Source organism: Streptomyces sp. NPDC014864 (assembly GCF_043081525.1).
GTDB lineage: Bacteria > Actinomycetota > Actinomycetes > Streptomycetales > Streptomycetaceae > Streptomyces.
Genome location: NZ_JBIBWT010000004.1, coordinates 1 through 17,593 on the forward strand (window position 1 = coordinate 1; position 17,593 = coordinate 17,593).

Sequence of the window (17,593 nt, forward strand, 5' to 3'; positions counted from 1 at the left end):
CAGCCCACCACGGCCAGACACCCCGACGGTCCGGCTGGTCGAGCCAACCAGAGCCACTTCAACCAGCCGGAAAACAGCCTAAATCACCAGTATTGGGCCTAGGCCCTCTCTTTCGGATCCTGCCTGGATCGCGCACCTCGGAAGGCACCGTCGCCCGGAGCCGGCCTGATCCGAAAGAAAGACCCTAGAGCGGTCGTAGCGCCGGTTCCTTCTGCACGGCCCCCAGCAACCGGTCGATCGCCATCTCCACGTCTTCCTTCCAGGAGAGCGTCGACCTGAGCTCCAGCCGCAGCCGCGGATGAGTGGGGTGGTGCCGTACCGTCTTGAAGCCCACCGCCAGCAAATGGTCGGCCGGCAATATGCAGGCGGGTTCCTTCCAGCGGGCGTCGCCGAACGCCTCGATCGCCTTGAAGCCCCGCCGCAGCAGGTCCTTGGCGACCGTCTGCACCATCACCCGGCCCAGTCCCTGACCCTGGTGGCCCGGCATGATGAAGCCGGTCATCAACTGCACCGCGTCCGGGGAGACAGGACTCGTCGGAAACGCCGTGGAGCGCGGCACATAGGCGGGGGGAGCGTAGAGCACGAACCCCACGGGAACGTCGTCGACATACACGACTCGGCCGCAGGATCCCCAGTCGAGCAGGACGGCGGAGATCCAGGACTCCTTCTCCAGAGCGGGTGTCCCCGCCTTCACCGCGGCTTCGCCGCTGACGGGGTCCAACTCCCAGAAGACACACGCGCGACAGCGCTGGGGAAGATCCTGAAGGTTGTCCAGCGTGAGCGGTACGAGCCTGCGGCCCATGGCGGCTGTTCCTCGCTTCCTTCGCCCGCGGTGTCACGAGCGGCTGCCAGAGCACTGCGTTCCCTGAGCAGACTGCCCACGAACCCGCCGACCGCACCCAGTCCCAGACCCGCGCCCACGAGTCCGGTGCGGCTCACCGTTCGCATGGCCTCCGCCTCCCCGTCAGAGGTGCCGCCGGGTGATGCGCCCTGTCCGAGCATCGTATCCACCCTGCGATTGCCTCGATACCGTCTGAAAGCAAAGTGCGGGCCGTGTCCCGGTACATACCGGACACGGCCCGACTCTGTCGATCGGTCGAGCCGCAACCCTTCCGTCAAAGGGGTGAGGCGTCAGTCGTCCTCTTCCTCCGGTCCACCGTCCAGCAGGCTCTTCTGCAGGACCGGCCCCTCGCCCGGGGCCAGCGAGCCGAGAATCCTCTCCAGATCCTCCATGGAGGCGAACTCGACGGTGATCTTGCCCTTCTTCTGCCCCAGGTCGACCTTTACCCGCGTCTCGAACCGGTCGGACAGCCGGGTGGCGAGATCGGACAGCGCCGGGGAGACACGGGCGCCGGCCCGCGGGCCCTTGGAGCGCGGGGCGGTCTGCGGCCGCGAACCCATGAGGGTCACGATCTCCTCGACGGCTCGCACCGACAGTCCCTCAGCCACGATCCGGTGGGCCAGCCGGTCCTGTTCCTCCGAGTCCTCGACGGAGAGCAGCGCCCGAGCATGACCGGCGGACAGCACCCCGGCGGCGACCCGGCGCTGCACGGCCGGCGAGAGCTTCAGCAACCGCAGGGTGTTGGAGACCTGCGGGCGAGAACGCCCGATCCGGTCGGCCAACTGGTCGTGGGTGCAGTTGAAGTCCTTCAGCAACTGGTCGTAGGCGGCCGCCTCTTCCAGCGGGTTCAGCTGCGCCCGGTGGAGATTCTCCAGCAGAGCGTCGAGAAGGAGCTTCTCGTCGTCCGTGGCACGCACGATCGCCGGGATCGCCTCCAGCTCCGCCTTGCGGCAGGCCCGCCAGCGCCGCTCGCCCATGATGAGCTCGTAGCGTCCCGCAGCGAGCTGCCGTACGACGACGGGCTGGAGGAGACCGACCTCCTTGATGGAGGTGACGAGCTCGGCCAGGGCGTCATCGTCGAACACCTCGCGCGGCTGGCGCGGATTCGGCGTGATGGAGTCCAGAGGGATCTCGGCGAAGTGGGCACCCACCGGAGCTGCGGGCGTCTCCGGGGCGTCGACCGTCGCCGGTTCCTCTGTTTCACGTGAAACCTTCGGCAGCGTGGCCAGGTTCGCCGCGGCCAGACCGCGCTCGCCCGTCAGCGGCGCCGAGGCCGCCGGGGCCGGGGAGGCCGGACCCCCCGCCGCGGGGGGAGCCGACGTCCTCTCTCCGGTCGGGGCAGCGGGGATCAGCGCGCCTAGACCACGGCCCAATCCCCTCCGTCGCTCGCTCACTGCATCCCCTCCACCATGCTCGGGTCGTTCTGGGCGCCGATGTGGGCGTGCGTCGCGTCGTACTGGACGCCGACACCCTTCAGCGCGATTTCTCGTGCCGCCTCAAGATAGGAGAGGGCACCGCTCGATCCTGGATCGTAAGTCAGCACCGTCTGCCCATAGCTCGGCGCCTCCGAGATACGGACGGAGCGGGGAATGCTCGTCCGCAGGACCTCGTCGCCGAAGTGACTGCGCACCTCCTCCGCGACCTGGGACGCAAGACGCGTCCGGCCGTCGTACATGGTGAGCAGGATGGTCGACACATGCAAGGTGGGGTTGAGGTGCCCCCGTACCAGGTCGACATTGCGCAGCAGTTGGCCCAGGCCCTCCAGCGCGTAGTACTCGCACTGGATCGGAATGAGGACTTCCTGCCCGGCCACGAGCGCGTTGACCGTGAGGAGGCCGAGCGAGGGCGGGCAGTCGATGAGGACGTAGTCCAGCGGCTGCTCATACGCCTGGATCGCCCGCTGGAGTCGGCTCTCGCGCGCCACCAGGGACACCAACTCGATCTCCGCACCGGCGAGATCGATGGTGGCCGGGGCACAGAAGAGGCCCTCCACATCGGGAACGGGCTGGACGACGTCCGCGAGCGGCTTGCTCTCCACCAATACGTCATAGATGGAGGGAACTTCGGCGTGGTGATCGATCCCCAGCGCGGTGGACGCGTTGCCCTGAGGGTCGAGGTCGATCACCAGGACACGGGCGCCGTGCAGAGCCAGGGACGCGGCAAGATTGACGGTCGTCGTCGTCTTGCCCACCCCGCCCTTCTGGTTGGCGACCACCATGAGCCGGGTCTGGTCGGGCCGAGGAAGACCCTCGCCGGCGCGACCCAGAGCCTCGACCGCCAGTTGGGCAGCACGACCGATGGGAGTGTCGTCCATCGGGGGCGGTGTTTCACGTGAAACATCCTCCCCCATCGACTCGGTACGGGGACCGGGGACCGGATCGGTCATCGGTCCCGCGATGTTGGCGTCGGACCGCAAGGATTCACTCTCCTCGACTTCAGGCTCGCTATGAACAGAGCCTCCCATGCCTTCGGGGTCATGAACCAGTGAGGCCTGGCGTTCTGTGGAGAAATCCACCTCTGTGGACAACTCCGCACCCTCTCCGAGTGAACCGAGCGACTGACGGTCGCGAGGTTGGGCCGCGGCGCGACCGCGGTTGATGATGCCGTGCAGCAGTGAGCGACGTTTCACGTGAAACACGATCGCAACTATTTGTCCTTTATGTCGGCGACACTCCGCTCACCACTCCACCGGCATCCGCCCTAATGCCTGAACCAGCAACCGAGATCACTCCTGTTATGATCAAGAACATACGGGGGCGGGGGACCTTATGCCGCATGACCAGCGGCACATACATCGCTTCCTTCGCCAGCGCGCCGGGCTCATCCGCGCGGCCGACCCATTCGACCAAGCAGGAAGCAAAGCAATGACCTCCAAGACCGTTGGGCGTTTCATAGCAGCCGCGCTGGGCGTCGGCGTACTGGCTACGGCCACGCCCGCCTTCGCCGACCAGGACATCAAGGTGATCTGGGGCCATGGCTACCGCGTCAGCAGCGATCACGGCGTGGCCGCCGTCAAGGATCTCGCCGACGACAACAACGCCGTCTACGTCCAGTACACCCGGGCGGGCCACGGGGATGAGATCTTCACCCTGTGGAACAAGACGGGGAGCGGCACGACCGCCCACAGCGGCCACGGTGGCACCGTGACGATCAAGAAGGTGTGCCGTTCGATCTCCCTGCGCCCGGACGTCTGCTTCACGAAGACCCCGTAAGCGCAGCAGGCACAGGCCGGAGGCGTTCTCCACAGATGGAGAACGCCTCCGGCGTTTCCGGACTCCTCGTCAGCGGCGACGGCGGGCGCGTCCGGCCCGGGCCGCCTTCGCACGCTTCGCGGCGAACCGCACCCCGCCGGGACTCTCCCCGACCTCGACCCGCACCACTGTCGACAAGGGGTCCACGATGCCGTCACCCACGTGGAGGATCGACGTCTCGACCGCGCCGAGCTTGCTGAGGGCGGTGGCCGCGGCCTTCAGCTCCTCCTCCGCGGTGTCGCCCTTGAGCGCGAGCATCTCCCCGTAGGGGCGCAGCAGCGGGATCCCCCAGGCGGCAAGGCGGTCCAGAGGGGCCACCGCACGGGCCGTCACCACATGGACCGGCGGCAGCTTGCCCATGACCTCCTCGGCACGGCCGCGGACGACGGTGACGTGGTCCAGCCCCAGAAGCTCGACAACCTCATTGAGGAAGTTGGTGCGCCGCAGCAACGGCTCCAGCAAGGTGATCTTGAGATCCTCGCGGACGAGCGCCAGGGGAATGCCGGGCAGACCGGCACCCGAGCCCACATCGCACACGGTCACCCCCTCGGGCACGACCTCGGAGAGCACCGCGCAGTTCAGCAGGTGCCGCTCCCACAGGCGGGGCACCTCCCGCGGGCCGATGAGCCCTCGCTGCACACCCGCCTCCGCGAGCAGCTCCGCGTAGCGCACCGCATCCGCGTAGCGCTCACCGAAGACCTCGCGCGCCTGCTCGGGCGCGGGGGGAAGCTCCGCTGCCTCCGTCACGGGGTGACCGTCCTTCCGTACGCAAGAGCGCTCTGCGCGCTGACCACCAGGGCTACCAGGATGCGTCAGCCTGGCGGGACCAGGCTGACGGGGGGCCGGGGCGGATCCGGTGGCGATGCGCCGAATCGGCCCGACAAAGTTCGGCCCCGCCTGCGCAACAGACGGGGCCGATGGAACAGGGAACCGCTCAGGCGGGAAGCACGACGACGAAGCGCTGCGGCTCCTCGCCCTCCGACTCGCTGCGCAGCCCCGCGGCCTTGACCGCGTCGTGCACGACCTTGCGCTCGAACGGGGTCATCGGCTTCATCTTCACGGGCTCACCGCTGCTCTTGACCTCGGCCGCGGCCTTCGCACCCAGCTCGGACAGCTCCGACCGCTTCTTGGCGCGGTAGCCGTCGATGTCCAGCATGAGGCGGCTTCGGTCGCCGGTCTCCCGGTGCACGGCCAGGCGCGTGAGCTCCTGCAGTGCCTCCAGCACCTCGCCGTCACGCCCGACCAGCTTCTGCAGGTCGCGGCTGCCGGCCTCGCTGATGATCGAGACGGACGCGCGGTCGGCCTCGACATCCATGTCGATGTCGCCGTCGAGGTCGGCGATGTCCAGCAGACCCTCGAGGTAGTCCGCCGCGATCTCGCCTTCCTGCTCCAGGCGGGTCAGGGCGTCTGCACCCTCGGCAGCGGCGGAGGTGGTGCCTTCCGTCACGGGATGGGCTCCTTTTTACTTCTTGGACGGGGACTTGGGGCGCTGTGGACCCTTGCGCTGACCGGACTGGGCCCTGCTGCGAGTGCTGTTGCCGGACTTCGCGGAAGCCTGCCCGGCAGCGGCGGGCTCGTCGTCCTGCGGCTGGTCGGACTTGCTGAGCGAGGTGGACGGCGTGGTCTCACCGGCCGGCTTCGCCGTACCCGACTGGCGCTGGGCCTTGGTCTGCCGCTTGGGCTGCTGGCGCCGGGGGGCCGTCTCGGTGGCGGTGGCGGTGGTCGCCGTACCGTCCGCGGCCTGCACGGAGGCGGCACCCTCGCTCTTCACCACGCTGCCGTCGGCCTGGGCCGCCAGGCCCGCCTTGTTCAGACCGTTGACGAACTTGCGCTCGAACTCGTTGCGGTCGCGGCCCTTGGCGACGATCGCCTTCACGATGGCGCGCTCGCGGCGGTTGCGGGCCTTGCCGTGGTGGGTGACGTGCTTGTGCAGGCGCTCCAGGTACGCGGCCTGGGCCTTGGAACCCGGGGTCGGGTTGTTGTGGATGACGTACATCTGCTGGCCCATGGTCCACACGTTGGTGGTCAGCCAGTAGACGAGGACACCGACCGGGAAGTTGATGCCGAAGACGGCGAACATGACCGGGAAGACGTACATCAGCATCTTCTGCTGCTGCATGAACGGCGTCTTCACCGTGGTGTCGACGTTCTTCGTCATCAGCTGGCGCTGCGTGTAGAACTGCGACGCCGACATCAGGACGATCATGACCGCGGTGACGACCCGGACGTCCGTGATCGAGGCGTTCAGCGAGGCGACCTTGTCGGCGCTGTCCGTGAACTTCGCGGCGAGCGGGGCACCGAAGATGTGCGCGTTACGGGCGCTGGCGAGCAGCGACTCGTTGATGACGCCGATCGTCTTGCCCGTCGCGATGGCGTTGAGCACGTGGTACAGGGCGAAGAAGAACGGCGACTGCGCCAGGATGGGAAGGCACGAGGAGAGCGGGTTGGTACCCGACTCCTTGTACAGCTTCATCATCTCTTCGGACTGGCGCTGCTTGTCGTTCTTGTAGCGCTCCTGGATCTTCTTCATCTCGGGCTGGAGCGTCTGCATCGCCCGCGTCGCCTTGATCTGCTTCACGAAGAGCGGGATCAGGCAGATACGGATCAGAACCACGAGGGACACGATGGACAGGCCCCAGGCCCACCCCGTGTCGGGACCGAAGATCGTCCCGTACACCGAGTGGAACTGGACGATGACCCAGGAAACAGGTGTCGTGATGAAGCTGAAGAAGCTGGCAATCGTGTCCACTAATCATGCTCCTTGGGCATGGGACGGTGTCTCTGCGGCCGGGCTCGAAGGGATCTCCCCGTCGGTGGCCGTTTCGGCGGCGGAGGGCCCGCCCTTGCGTGCGCTCCAGGCGTTGCGCAGCATTTCGTGCCACCGTGGGCGCTTGCGCGGCGGGACATGGTCCACACCGCCCAGCGACCACGGATTGCATCGCAGGATGCGCCAGGCGGTCAGTGCCGTTCCCTTGATCGCACCGTGCCGGTCGATGGCCGTGTAGCCGTAGTGGGAACACGACGGGTAGTACTTGCACACCGGCCCGAGCAAGGGGCTGATGGTCCACTGGTACAGCTTGATCAGCGCCAGCAGCGGGTACTTCATCGCGCGCCCCCTCCCAGCAGCCGCTGAAGGGCGGCATCCAGGTCTCGGGCCAGTTGTGCGTGCTCGGCGTCGCCCGCACCGGGCAGCGCTCGTACGACTACCAGGCTACCGGGGGGCAGCAGAGCGACTCGGTCGCGCATCAGATGGCGAAGCCTGCGCTTCACCTTGGTGCGCACGACCGCTCCACCCACCGCTTTGCTCACGACGAAACCCGCACGCGTCGAGGGAGCGCTCTCCCCAGGCGCGTGCGGGTCCGTTGCACCGCTACGAAGGTGGACGACGAGGAGCGGGCGGCCGGCCCGGCGCCCCCGTCGTACCGCGGTCGCGAAGTCCTCGCGCCGCCTCAGCCGGTTCTCGGTGGGCAGCACGATGTCATGACCTGATCGGGATCAGGCGGACAGACGGGCGCGACCCTTGCTACGGCGGGACGCGAGGATCGCGCGGCCGGCACGGGTGCGCATACGCAGCCGGAAGCCGTGGGTCTTCGCGCGACGACGGTTGTTCGGCTGGAAGGTGCGCTTGCTCACTCGGGGGCTCCAGAAAGGTTCGGGTAGTGGCGGGGTGCCGTCCTGGCTGTCACCGTGCGCCCACGAGTAGCTCGCAGTTACGCCCGAGTGCACCGCTTACCGATCACCTGACGTGACCTGTGCCCTTCGGAGGCAGGCGGCAGCAGCCATCGACAACTCGACCTGGTTACGGTACGCGGGGCTACGCCATCCGGTCAAACCGGCGGGCACCGAGAGACACTGTCCACAGCCTGGGGACAACAACTTGAACCGTACCCGTCGCGCTGACTACCGTGACTGGACTCCGATTCGTTCCCTTGTCCCCCGCGCCACCCGATTTACATCCCGACCCGTCCCGCAACCACACGTTCGTGGGACCTGTGAGAGAGCGTGCCCTGTGGCTGACGTACCTGCCGATCTTGCCGCAGTATGGCCACGAGTACTCGATCAGCTCCTCGGTGAGGGCCGCGGACAGGGCGTCGAGGTCAAGGACGAGCACTGGATCCGGCGCTGCCAGCCGCTGGCGCTGGTCGCCGACACCGCCCTGCTCGCCGTTCCGAACGAATTCGCCAAGGGTGTGCTCGAGGGCCGCCTCGCCCCGGTCGTCAGCGAGACGCTGAGCCGTGAGTGCGGCCGCCCGATCCGCATCGCGATCACGGTGGACAGCTCCGTCGGCGAGCCGCAGGCGCCCGCCGCCCCGCGCTACGAGGAGCAGGAGCTGCCCCCCGGCCAGGGCCAGGGCGGGTACGAGGGCTACGGCCGGCACCGGGCCGACAACCACGGCCCGAACCACCGCTCCGGCCGCGGCGACCAGCACCCGGGCGAGCCGCTGCCGCTCCCTCGCCCGGCCCCGCAGTCGGGCGAGGGGGGCGACCCGCTGCCGACCGCCCGCCCCGCCTACCCCTCCGAGTACGCCGACTACCAGCGCCCCGAGCCCGGCGCCTGGCCGCGCCCGGCGCAGGACGACCACGGCTGGCAGCAGCAGCGGCTCGGCTTCCCCGAGCGGGACCCGTACGCGTCGCCCTCACGCGACACGTACGGCAAGCAGGAGTCGTACGACCGCCAGGACTCCTACGGCAAGCAGGACTCGTACGACCGGCAGGACACGTACGGCGGCCAGGACTCCTACGACCGACAGGACTCCTACGACCGGCAGGACACGTACGGCAAGCAGGACTCCTACTCGCCGCCCCAGGACTACCGTCCGCAGCCGATGGACCGCCCGTCGTACGACCAGCAGCGCTCCGAGTACGAGCCCTCCCGCGGCGACTACGACCAGCGCGACCCCGGCCGCCGGAACCTGCCGGAGCCACCGGCCGGTTCCGGTCATGTGCACCGCGGCGGCCCGGTGGGCCCGAACCTGCCGACCACCGGAGCTCCCGGTCCGCTGGCCGCGCAGCCCGCCCCGGCCACGGGGCCCGGCGAGCCGACCGCCCGGCTGAACCCGAAGTACCTCTTCGACACCTTCGTCATCGGCGCCTCCAACCGGTTCGCGCACGCGGCCGCGGTCGCCGTCGCCGAGGCGCCCGCGAAGGCGTACAACCCCCTGTTCATCTACGGGGAGTCCGGACTCGGCAAGACCCATCTGCTGCACGCGATCGGGCACTACGCCCGCAGCCTCTACCCGGGCACGCGCGTGCGGTACGTGAGCTCGGAGGAGTTCACCAACGAGTTCATCAACTCCATCCGGGACGGCAAGGGCGACAGCTTCCGCAAGCGCTACCGCGAGATGGACATCCTGCTCGTCGACGACATCCAGTTCCTCGCGGACAAGGAGTCGACGCAGGAGGAGTTCTTCCACACCTTCAACACGCTCCACAACGCCAACAAGCAGATCGTGCTGTCCTCCGACCGGCCGCCCAAGCAGCTGGTGACGCTGGAGGACCGGCTGCGCAACCGCTTCGAGTGGGGCCTGATCACCGACGTCCAGCCGCCCGAGCTGGAGACGCGCATCGCGATCCTGCGCAAGAAGGCGGTGCAGGAGCAGCTCAACGCCCCGCCGGAGGTGCTGGAGTTCATCGCCTCCCGGATCTCGCGCAACATCCGCGAGCTGGAGGGCGCGCTGATCCGGGTGACGGCGTTCGCCTCGCTCAACCGGCAGCCGGTGGATCTCGGCCTGACGGAGATCGTCCTCAAGGACCTGATCCCCGGCGGGGAGGACAGCGCCCCGGAGATCACGGCGACGGCCATCATGGCGTCGACGGCCGACTACTTCGGGCTCACCGTCGAGGACCTGTGCGGTACCTCGCGCGGCCGCGCCCTGGTGACGGCACGCCAGATCGCGATGTACCTGTGCCGTGAGCTGACCGACCTCTCGCTGCCGAAGATCGGCGCGCAGTTCGGCGGCCGCGACCACACGACGGTGATGCACGCCGACCGCAAGATCCGCGCGCTGATGGCGGAGCGGCGATCCATCTACAACCAGGTCACCGAGCTGACCAACCGCATCAAGAACGGCTGACGGCCGCCACACGCGCCGCACGACGGCCGCCACACGCGCCACCACGCCTGCCACCACACGCGCCACCACGCCTGCCACCACACGCGCCACCACACGCGCCGCCAGACGCGCCACCGAGGGCGCCCCGGGGAAGCCCTGGGGCGCCCTCTGCCGTCTCCCAGCCGTCTCCCGGGCTTCTCGCGCCCGCCCCCGTCTGTTCGAATCCGGGCCGGGTTACGGCCGCCCTCCACAGATTCGCCGACTTTCTTGCGTCCACACGCTGGGGACCGCCAAGTTGTCCAGATCGCATCCACAGGCTGTGCTGTCGGCAGGCCATCCGCCCAGCTCAGCAGCCTGTGGAATCGTGGACGAACGATCTCCACAGACTGTGGACGACGCATTGATCCACAGGGTGTGCACGAAGTTGTCCACGGGCTTCCCACAGGAGAGGGCCGGTTGTCCCCAGTGATCGGCGGCTTCTCCACATCCCTGTCCACTGTTCGGCAACGCGCCGCACCGGATCACCGCGCCGAGTGAAAGGCGTCACACGAAGGTGCCGGGGCGGGGTGTGGGAAACGGGGGTAAACCTGGGGACGCAGCTGGGGAGAACTGCCCTCAGCCTGTGGGCGAGGTGTGCAGAACTTCCCGTTCTCCACAGAACCGCTGGGTTGTCCACGGGCTCCGCCCACAGGGGACGTGGACAAAATATCCGCGCTGAGCTGGGCAAACGTGGTTATCCACGGTATCCACAGGCCCTACTACTACTCCCGACTAGAGAGAGCGTGGAATCCGTATCGAAGCGGGTCCTGTGCACAACTCGAGCTCGGAGCCCCGACCGCCCCTCGGAGCGACTTGACCCCGACAGGCACCTACTGTCAGTGCGGTGCGTCAGACTGGTCCCCGGTGTCCTTCCCGTCGCTGTGGGCGGTGACACCGAGTCGGAGGACTCAGTAGCAACAGCAGGAGGCGGCTTACGGTGAAGATCCGGGTGGAACGCGACGTACTCGCGGAGGCAGTGGCCTGGGCGGCACGCAGCCTCCCGGCCCGTCCGCCGGCGCCTGTCCTCGCCGGCCTGCTGCTGAAGGCCGAGGACGGCCAGCTGAGCCTGTCGAGCTTCGACTACGAGGTCTCCGCGCGTGTGTCCGTCGAGGCCGAGGTCGAGGAGGAGGGCACGGTGCTGGTCTCCGGCCGCCTGCTCGCCGACATCTCCCGCGCCCTCCCCAACCGCCCGGTGGAGATCTCCACCGACGGTGTACGGGCGACGGTGCTCTGCGGCTCCTCCCGCTTCACCCTCCACACCCTGCCGGTGGAGGAGTACCCGTCGCTCCCGCAGATGCCCAACGCGACGGGTACGGTCCCCGGAGAGGTCTTCGCCTCCGCGGTGCAGCAGGTCGCGATCGCCGCCGGCCGCGACGACACGTTGCCCGTCCTCACCGGTGTCCGCATCGAGATCGAGGGCGACACGGTCACGCTGGCCTCCACCGACCGCTACCGCTTCGCGGTCCGCGAGTTCCTGTGGAAGCCGGAGAACCCGGACGCCTCCGCGGTCGCCCTGGTGCCCGCCAAGACCCTGCTGGACACCGCCAAGGCGCTGACCAGCGGCGACAGCGTCATCCTGGCGCTCTCCGGCTCGGGTGCGGGCGAGGGCCTGATCGGTTTCGAGGGCGCTGGTCGGCGCACGACCACGCGTCTGCTGGAGGGTGACCTCCCGAAGTACCGCACGCTGTTCCCGACGGAGTTCAACTCGGTCGCCACCATCGAGACCGCCCCCTTCGTGGAGGCCGTCAAGCGCGTGGCCCTGGTCGCCGAGCGCAACACCCCGGTGCGGCTGAGCTTCGAGCAGGGCGTGCTCATCCTGGAGGCCGGCTCCAGCGACGACGCACAGGCTGTGGAAAGGGTCGACGCGCAGCTCGAGGGCGACGACATCTCCATCGCCTTCAACCCGACGTTCCTGCTGGACGGCCTGAGCGCCATCGACTCCCCGGTGGCCCAGCTCTCCTTCACCACGTCCACCAAGCCCGCGCTGCTGAGCGGCAAGCCGGCGGTGGACGCCGAGGCGGACGAGGCCTACAAGTACCTGATCATGCCGGTGCGCCTGAGCGGCTGACGTCCGCGCCCGCACGGGCGGGGGCGTGGCGGTCCACAGGCCCCGTGGAGCTGTGGACCACGCGGTGGGCGAAGCCGCAGGCCGGGGCGTACGTATGAGCGCGTATGCCCACGGATGTGCGCGAGCGTCCGGGTTTAGGCTCGGACGCGGGCACGGAAGTGCCGCAACGCCACGTCGTGACACCTAAGGAACGCAACTGATGGAGCTCGGTCTCGTCGGCCTCGGCAAGATGGGCGGCAACATGCGCGAGCGGATACGCCGCGCGGGCCACACCGTCATCGGATACGACCGCAACCCCGACCTCGCGGACGTCCACAGCCTGGAAGAGCTGGTGGGCAAGCTCGCCGGCCCCCGCGTGGTCTGGGTGATGGTCCCGGCCGGCGACCCCACCCAGCACACGATCGACCGGCTCGGCGAGCTGCTGGAGCCCGGTGACGTGGTCGTGGACGGCGGGAACTCCCGCTGGACCGACGACGAGAAGCACGCCGGGGAGCTGGCGGCCAAGGGCATCGGCTTCGTCGACTGCGGCGTCTCCGGCGGCGTCTGGGGCCTGGAGAACGGCTACGCGCTGATGTACGGCGGCGACGCCGAGAACGTTGCGAAGGTCCAGCCGGTCTTCGACGCGCTGAAGCCCGAGGGCGACTTCGGTTCGGTGCACGCCGGCAAGGTCGGCGCGGGCCACTTCGCGAAGATGGTCCACAACGGCATCGAGTACGCCATGATGCAGGCTTACGCCGAGGGCTGGGAGCTGCTGGAGAAGGTCGACTCCGTCACGGACGTCCGTGAGGTCTTCCGTTCCTGGCAGGAGGGCACCGTCATCCGCTCCTGGCTGCTCGACCTGGCGGTGAACGCCCTCGACGAGGACGAGCACCTGGAGCGGCTGCGCGGCCGCGCACAGGACTCCGGCGAGGGCCGGTGGACCGTGGAGGCCGCCATCGACAACGCCGTGCCGCTGCCCGCGATCACGGCCTCGCTCTTCGCGCGGTTCTCCTCCCGGCAGGAGGACTCGCCGCAGATGAAGATGATCGCCGCGCTGCGCAACCAGTTCGGCGGGCACGCGGTAGAGAAGAAGTAGTCCACACCCTGGGGGTGCCCGCCCTGGCACCTCCCGGGAGCGGTCCGGTCCGTCCACAGGCGGTGGACGGACCGGGGAAACCGAAGCACCACCACGTTGGGGGAGGTCGGCGAACGACCATGCACGTCACGCATCTTTCGCTGGCTGACTTCCGCTCGTACGCCCGGGTGGAGGTCCCGCTGGACCCCGGCGTCACCGCGTTCGTGGGCCCCAACGGCCAGGGCAAGACGAACCTCGTCGAGGCCGTCGGCTACCTCGCCACCCTCGGCAGCCACCGCGTCGCCTCCGACGCCCCCCTGGTCCGCATGGGCGCCGAGCGCGCGGTCGTCCGGGCACAGGTCCGGCAGGGCGACCGGCAGCAGCTGGTCGAGCTGGAGATCAACCCGGGCCGCGCCAACCGCGCCCGCATCAACAGGTCCTCGCAGGTCAGACCGCGGGACGTGCTCGGCATCGTGCGCACCGTGCTGTTCGCGCCCGAGGACCTCGCCCTGGTGAAGGGCGATCCCGGCGAGCGGCGCCGGTTCCTCGACGAGCTGATCACCGCCCGCTCCCCGCGCATGGCGGGCGTGCGGTCGGACTACGAGCGGGTCCTCAAGCAGCGCAACACCCTGCTGAAGTCGGCCGCGCTGGCCCGCCGGCACGGCGGCCGCTCCATGGACCTGTCCACGCTGGACGTGTGGGACCAGCACCTCGCGCGCGCGGGCGCCGAACTGCTCGCCCGGCGCCTGGACCTGATCGCGGCGATCCAGCCGCTCGCCGACAAGGCGTACGAGCAGCTCGCGCCCGGCGGGGGCCCCGTGGCGCTGGAGTACAAGCCGTCCGCGCCCGGAGAGGCGCACACCCGCGAGGCCCTCTACGAACAGCTGACGGCCGCGCTCGCCGAGGCCCGCAAGCAGGAGATCGAGCGCGGCGTGACCCTGGTGGGACCGCACCGGGACGATCTGGTGCTCAAGCTCGGCCAGCTGCCCGCCAAGGGGTACGCCTCGCACGGCGAGTCCTGGTCCTACGCGCTGGCACTGCGCCTGGCCTCCTACGACCTGCTGCGCGCGGAGGGCAATGAGCCGGTGCTGATCCTCGACGACGTCTTCGCCGAGCTGGACGCCCGCCGGCGCGAGCGGCTGGCGGAGCTGGTCGCGCCCGGCGAGCAGGTCCTGGTGACCGCCGCGGTCGACGACGACGTTCCGCACGTCCTGGCGGGGACGCGGTTCACCGTCGCCGAGGGGACGGTGGAGCGGGCGTGAGCACGGACGAGCCGGGTCCCCGGAAGAACCCCGAACCCTCCGGCGTCGACCTCGCGCGGGTGGCGCTGAGGGCGGCCAAGGAGGCGGCACGCGCGCGGGGCGACGCGGCGCAGCAGAAGAAGCAGGCGCGGCGCGGTGGTCTGCGCTCCGGCGCGCGCGCCGACGGCCGCGATCCGATGGCGCTCGGTTCGGCGATCAACCGGCTGATCACCGAGCGCGGCTGGGAGACCCCGGCCGCGGTGGGCGGTGTGATGGGGCGGTGGCCGCAGATCGTCGGCGCGGACGTGGCCAAGCACTGCGTGCCGGAGCGGTACGACGAGGAGGAGCGGGTGCTGACCGTGCGCTGCGACTCGACGGCCTGGGCGACGAATCTGCGGCTGCTCGCGCCGACGCTGGTCGCCCGTCTCAACGAGGATCTCGGGCACGGCGCGGTCCGGCTGATCAAGGTGTTCGGACCCGGCGGCTCCGCACGCCGCTACGGCCCGCTGCGCGCTCCTGGCAGCACGGGACCGGGCGACACCTACGGGTGACAGACATCACATCGAGTCCTCCCCGGCGGGCCGTTCGGCGGGGTCGGGCGGGGTTCGGACAGGGGTCCGTCGTACGCCTGTGCGCGCTTGTGCATCCCTACCTGACCGTTGAGTAGCGATGGGTTGACGTCCCGAAGCGCTGAGTGCCGCTGTGAGCCTCTTGGAGACCCCATCCGTATATCGGGACCCGGCGGAGACCGGTTCAGGGCGCCACATGCGGGCTCAGGTACCGGCAAACCCCCATCACTGTCGGCGCTACCGGTAGACTGGAAGGCAATCCCGCCCCAAACGTGGGGACCGTCCGGGAAAAGCTGAGCAACGCTGATCAAGGCTGACCAACGCAACATGCCGCAGCCGCTCCGGCAACCCGCCGACGAGCCCGGCTCGTGCTGTGCCAGAAAGGGCGCTTCGTGGCCGATTCCGGCAACCCCAACGAGAACATCCCGTCCACCGACGCCGGCGTGAACGAGGCCGCCTCCTCGAACGGCGAGGTCACGGCCTCCTCGTACGACGCCACCGCGATCACCGTCCTCGAGGGGCTGGACGCGGTCCGCAAGCGACCCGGTATGTACATCGGCTCCACCGGTGAGCGCGGCCTGCACCACCTGGTGCAGGAGGTCGTCGACAACTCCGTCGACGAGGCGCTGGCCGGGCACGCGGACACGATCGACGTGACGATCCTCGCCGACGGCGGTGTACGGGTCGTCGACAACGGCCGCGGCATCCCGGTGGGCATCGTGCCCTCCGAGGGCAAGCCGGCCGTCGAGGTCGTGCTGACCGTGCTGCACGCCGGCGGCAAGTTCGGCGGCGGCGGGTACGCCGTCTCCGGCGGTCTGCACGGTGTCGGCGTCTCCGTCGTGAACGCCCTGTCGACCAAGGTGTCCGTCGAGGTCAGGACCGACGGGTACCGCTGGACGCAGGACTACAAGATGGGCGTCCCGACGGCGCCGCTGGCCAGGCACGAGGAGATCGTGGAGACCGGTACCTCGGTCACCTTCTGGGCCGACCCGGAGATCTTCGAGACCACCGACTACTCCTTCGAGACGCTGTCGCGGCGCTTCCAGGAGATGGCGTTCCTCAACAAGGGCCTGACGATCCGGCTCACCGACGAGCGCGAGTCGGCGAAGGCCACCACCGGGGCGGACGAGGCCGGCGCGGACGTGAAGGACGAGGTCAAGTCCGTCACGTACCACTACGAGGGCGGCATCGTCGACTTCGTGAAGTACCTCAACTCCCGCAAGGGAGAGGTCGTGCACCCGACGGTGATCGACCTGGAGGCCGAGGACAAGGACAAGAACCTCTCCCTCGAGGTCGCGCTCCAGTGGAACAGCGGCTACAGCGAGGGTGTGTACTCCTTCGCCAACATCATCCACACCCACGAGGGCGGCACGCACGAGGAGGGCTTCCGTGCGGCCCTGACCTCGCTGATCAACAAGTACGCGCGCGACAAGAAGCTGCTGCGCGAGAAGGACGACAACCTCACCGGTGACGACATCCGCGAGGGTCTGACCGCGATCATCTCGGTCAAGCTGAGCGAGCCGCAGTTCGAGGGCCAGACCAAGACCAAGCTGGGCAACACGGAGGCGAAGACCTTCGTGCAGCGGGCGGTCTACGAGCACCTCAACGACTGGCTGGACCGCAACCCGGTCGAGGCCGCGGACATCATCCGCAAGGGCATCCAGGCGGCCACCGCGCGCGTGGCGGCCCGCAAGGCCCGCGACCTCACCCGCCGCAAGGGCCTGCTGGAGTCGGCGTCCCTGCCGGGCAAGCTGTCGGACTGCCAGTCCAACGACCCGACCAAGTGCGAGATCTTCATCGTCGAGGGCGACTCCGCCGGAGGCTCGGCCAAGTCCGGCCGCAACCCGGAGTACCAGGCGATCCTCCCGATCCGCGGCAAGATCCTCAACGTCGAGAAGGCCCGGCTCGACAAGATCCTGCAGAACCAGGAGATCCAGGCGCTGATCTCCGCCTTCGGCACGGGCGTGCACGAGGACTTCGACATCGAGAAGCTCCGCTATCACAAGATCATCCTGATGGCGGACGCCGACGTCGACGGCCAGCACATCAGCACCCTGCTGCTGACCTTCCTGTTCCGCTTCATGCGGCCGCTGGTCGAGGCCGGGCACGTGTACCTCTCCCGCCCCCCGCTGTACAAGATCAAGTGGGGCCGGGACGACATCGAGTACGCCTACTCGGACCGCGAGCGCGACGCGCTGATCGAGATGGGCCGCCAGCGCGGCAAGCGGATCCGGGAGGACTCGATCCAGCGCTTCAAGGGCCTCGGCGAGATGAACGCCGAGGAGCTGCGTGTGACCACCATGGACCAGGAGCACCGGGTTCTCGGCCAGGTCACCCTCGACGACGCCGCCCAGGCCGACGACCTGTTCTCGGTCCTGATGGGCGAGGACGTCGAGGCCCGCCGCCAGTTCATCCAGCGCAACGCCAAGGACGTCCGCTTCCTCGACATCTGAGTCGGTCTCAGCTGACCGCACCAGG

At 68.9% G+C, this 17,593-nt stretch carries 16 protein-coding genes; 7 read left to right on the forward strand and 9 right to left on the reverse strand.

The features are described from left to right. Window positions 1-184 precede the first annotated feature (184 nt). From ACF1A5_RS08630 to ACF1A5_RS08640, 3 genes are all read right to left on the reverse strand, one after another. Entirely contained in the window at window positions 185-802 is a 618-nt protein-coding gene (locus ACF1A5_RS08630; RefSeq protein ID WP_392192113.1) for a GNAT family N-acetyltransferase, read from the reverse strand. Window positions 803-1,131: 329 nt separating this feature from the next. Beyond that, window positions 1,132-2,235 (reverse strand): ParB/RepB/Spo0J family partition protein, encoded by a 1,104-nt coding sequence (locus ACF1A5_RS08635; RefSeq protein WP_392192114.1) that lies wholly within the window; start codon window positions 2,233-2,235, stop codon window positions 1,132-1,134. Beyond that, window positions 2,232-3,305 (reverse strand): ParA family protein, encoded by a 1,074-nt coding sequence (locus ACF1A5_RS08640; protein WP_392192430.1) that lies wholly within the window; start codon window positions 3,303-3,305, stop codon window positions 2,232-2,234. The genes ACF1A5_RS08635 and ACF1A5_RS08640 overlap by 4 nt, the downstream gene beginning before the upstream one ends. A 400-nt stretch (window positions 3,306-3,705) precedes the next feature. On the opposite strand from ACF1A5_RS08640, the gene ACF1A5_RS08645 reads away from it, so the two are divergent. Next, a complete protein-coding gene (locus ACF1A5_RS08645) occupies window positions 3,706-4,053 on the forward strand; it encodes a hypothetical protein (RefSeq protein ID WP_392192115.1) in 348 nt (115 codons plus the stop codon). A 69-nt stretch (window positions 4,054-4,122) separates the two neighbouring features. On the opposite strand, the gene rsmG is transcribed toward ACF1A5_RS08645, so the two are convergent. The 6 genes from rsmG to rpmH all read right to left on the reverse strand — a co-directional run bounded on the left by rsmG (window position 4,123) and on the right by rpmH (window position 7,725). Beyond that, window positions 4,123-4,839 (reverse strand): 16S rRNA (guanine(527)-N(7))-methyltransferase RsmG, encoded by a 717-nt coding sequence (gene rsmG / locus ACF1A5_RS08650; RefSeq protein WP_392192116.1) that lies wholly within the window; start codon window positions 4,837-4,839, stop codon window positions 4,123-4,125. A gap of 187 nt (window positions 4,840-5,026) precedes the next feature. Beyond that, entirely contained in the window at window positions 5,027-5,539 is a 513-nt protein-coding gene (locus ACF1A5_RS08655) for a R3H domain-containing nucleic acid-binding protein (RefSeq protein WP_356181421.1), read from the reverse strand. A gap of 15 nt (window positions 5,540-5,554) precedes the next feature. Continuing rightward, entirely contained in the window at window positions 5,555-6,841 is a 1,287-nt protein-coding gene (gene yidC / locus ACF1A5_RS08660; RefSeq protein WP_392192117.1) for a membrane protein insertase YidC, read from the reverse strand. A 3-nt stretch (window positions 6,842-6,844) separates the two neighbouring features. Next, on the reverse strand, window positions 6,845-7,198 hold the full coding sequence (yidD, locus tag ACF1A5_RS08665; RefSeq protein ID WP_356181426.1) for a membrane protein insertion efficiency factor YidD: 354 nt from the start codon (window positions 7,196-7,198) through the stop codon (window positions 6,845-6,847). Then, window positions 7,195-7,566 carry a ribonuclease P protein component gene (gene rnpA / locus ACF1A5_RS08670; protein WP_392192118.1) on the reverse strand — a complete coding sequence of 124 codons (372 nt, stop codon included), beginning with the start codon at window positions 7,564-7,566 and terminating at the stop codon, window positions 7,195-7,197. Before rnpA ends, yidD begins: the two co-directional genes overlap by 4 nt. A 21-nt stretch (window positions 7,567-7,587) precedes the next feature. Next, window positions 7,588-7,725: a 50S ribosomal protein L34 gene (gene rpmH / locus ACF1A5_RS08675; protein ID WP_003956500.1), complete on the reverse strand. Its 138-nt coding sequence runs from the start codon at window positions 7,723-7,725 to the stop codon at window positions 7,588-7,590. A 376-nt stretch (window positions 7,726-8,101) separates the two neighbouring features. On the opposite strand from rpmH, the gene dnaA reads away from it, so the two are divergent. The 6 genes from dnaA to gyrB all read left to right on the forward strand — a co-directional run bounded on the left by dnaA (window position 8,102) and on the right by gyrB (window position 17,568). After that, window positions 8,102-10,165 carry a chromosomal replication initiator protein DnaA gene (gene dnaA / locus ACF1A5_RS08680; protein WP_392192119.1) on the forward strand — a complete coding sequence of 688 codons (2,064 nt, stop codon included), beginning with the start codon at window positions 8,102-8,104 and terminating at the stop codon, window positions 10,163-10,165. A 955-nt stretch (window positions 10,166-11,120) separates the two neighbouring features. Continuing rightward, window positions 11,121-12,251, forward strand: coding sequence for a DNA polymerase III subunit beta (dnaN, locus tag ACF1A5_RS08685; RefSeq protein WP_392192120.1), 1,131 nt, complete (start codon window positions 11,121-11,123; stop codon window positions 12,249-12,251). Window positions 12,252-12,450: 199 nt separating this feature from the next. Beyond that, entirely contained in the window at window positions 12,451-13,326 is an 876-nt protein-coding gene (gene gnd / locus ACF1A5_RS08690; protein ID WP_392192121.1) for a phosphogluconate dehydrogenase (NAD(+)-dependent, decarboxylating), read from the forward strand. A gap of 119 nt (window positions 13,327-13,445) precedes the next feature. Further along, window positions 13,446-14,567 (forward strand): DNA replication/repair protein RecF, encoded by a 1,122-nt coding sequence (recF, locus tag ACF1A5_RS08695; protein ID WP_392192122.1) that lies wholly within the window; start codon window positions 13,446-13,448, stop codon window positions 14,565-14,567. Further along, window positions 14,564-15,097 (forward strand): DUF721 domain-containing protein, encoded by a 534-nt coding sequence (locus ACF1A5_RS08700; protein ID WP_392192123.1) that lies wholly within the window; start codon window positions 14,564-14,566, stop codon window positions 15,095-15,097. The genes recF and ACF1A5_RS08700 overlap by 4 nt, the downstream gene beginning before the upstream one ends. A 410-nt stretch (window positions 15,098-15,507) precedes the next feature. After that, window positions 15,508-17,568, forward strand: coding sequence for a DNA topoisomerase (ATP-hydrolyzing) subunit B (gene gyrB, locus ACF1A5_RS08705; RefSeq protein WP_392192124.1), 2,061 nt, complete (start codon window positions 15,508-15,510; stop codon window positions 17,566-17,568). Window positions 17,569-17,593 lie beyond the last annotated feature (25 nt).

Coding starts and splice junctions, on each gene's coding strand:
- ACF1A5_RS08630 (WP_392192113.1), bottom strand. CDS start 802: ATGGGCCGCAGGCTCGTACCGCTCACGCTGGACAACCTTCAGGATCTT.
- ACF1A5_RS08640 (WP_392192430.1), bottom strand. CDS start 3,305: ATGGGAGGCTCTGTTCATAGCGAGCCTGAAGTCGAGGAGAGTGAATCC.
- ACF1A5_RS08645 (WP_392192115.1), top strand. CDS start 3,706: ATGACCTCCAAGACCGTTGGGCGTTTCATAGCAGCCGCGCTGGGCGTC.
- yidD (WP_356181426.1), bottom strand. CDS start 7,198: ATGAAGTACCCGCTGCTGGCGCTGATCAAGCTGTACCAGTGGACCATC.
- gnd (WP_392192121.1), top strand. CDS start 12,451: ATGGAGCTCGGTCTCGTCGGCCTCGGCAAGATGGGCGGCAACATGCGC.
- recF (WP_392192122.1), top strand. CDS start 13,446: ATGCACGTCACGCATCTTTCGCTGGCTGACTTCCGCTCGTACGCCCGG.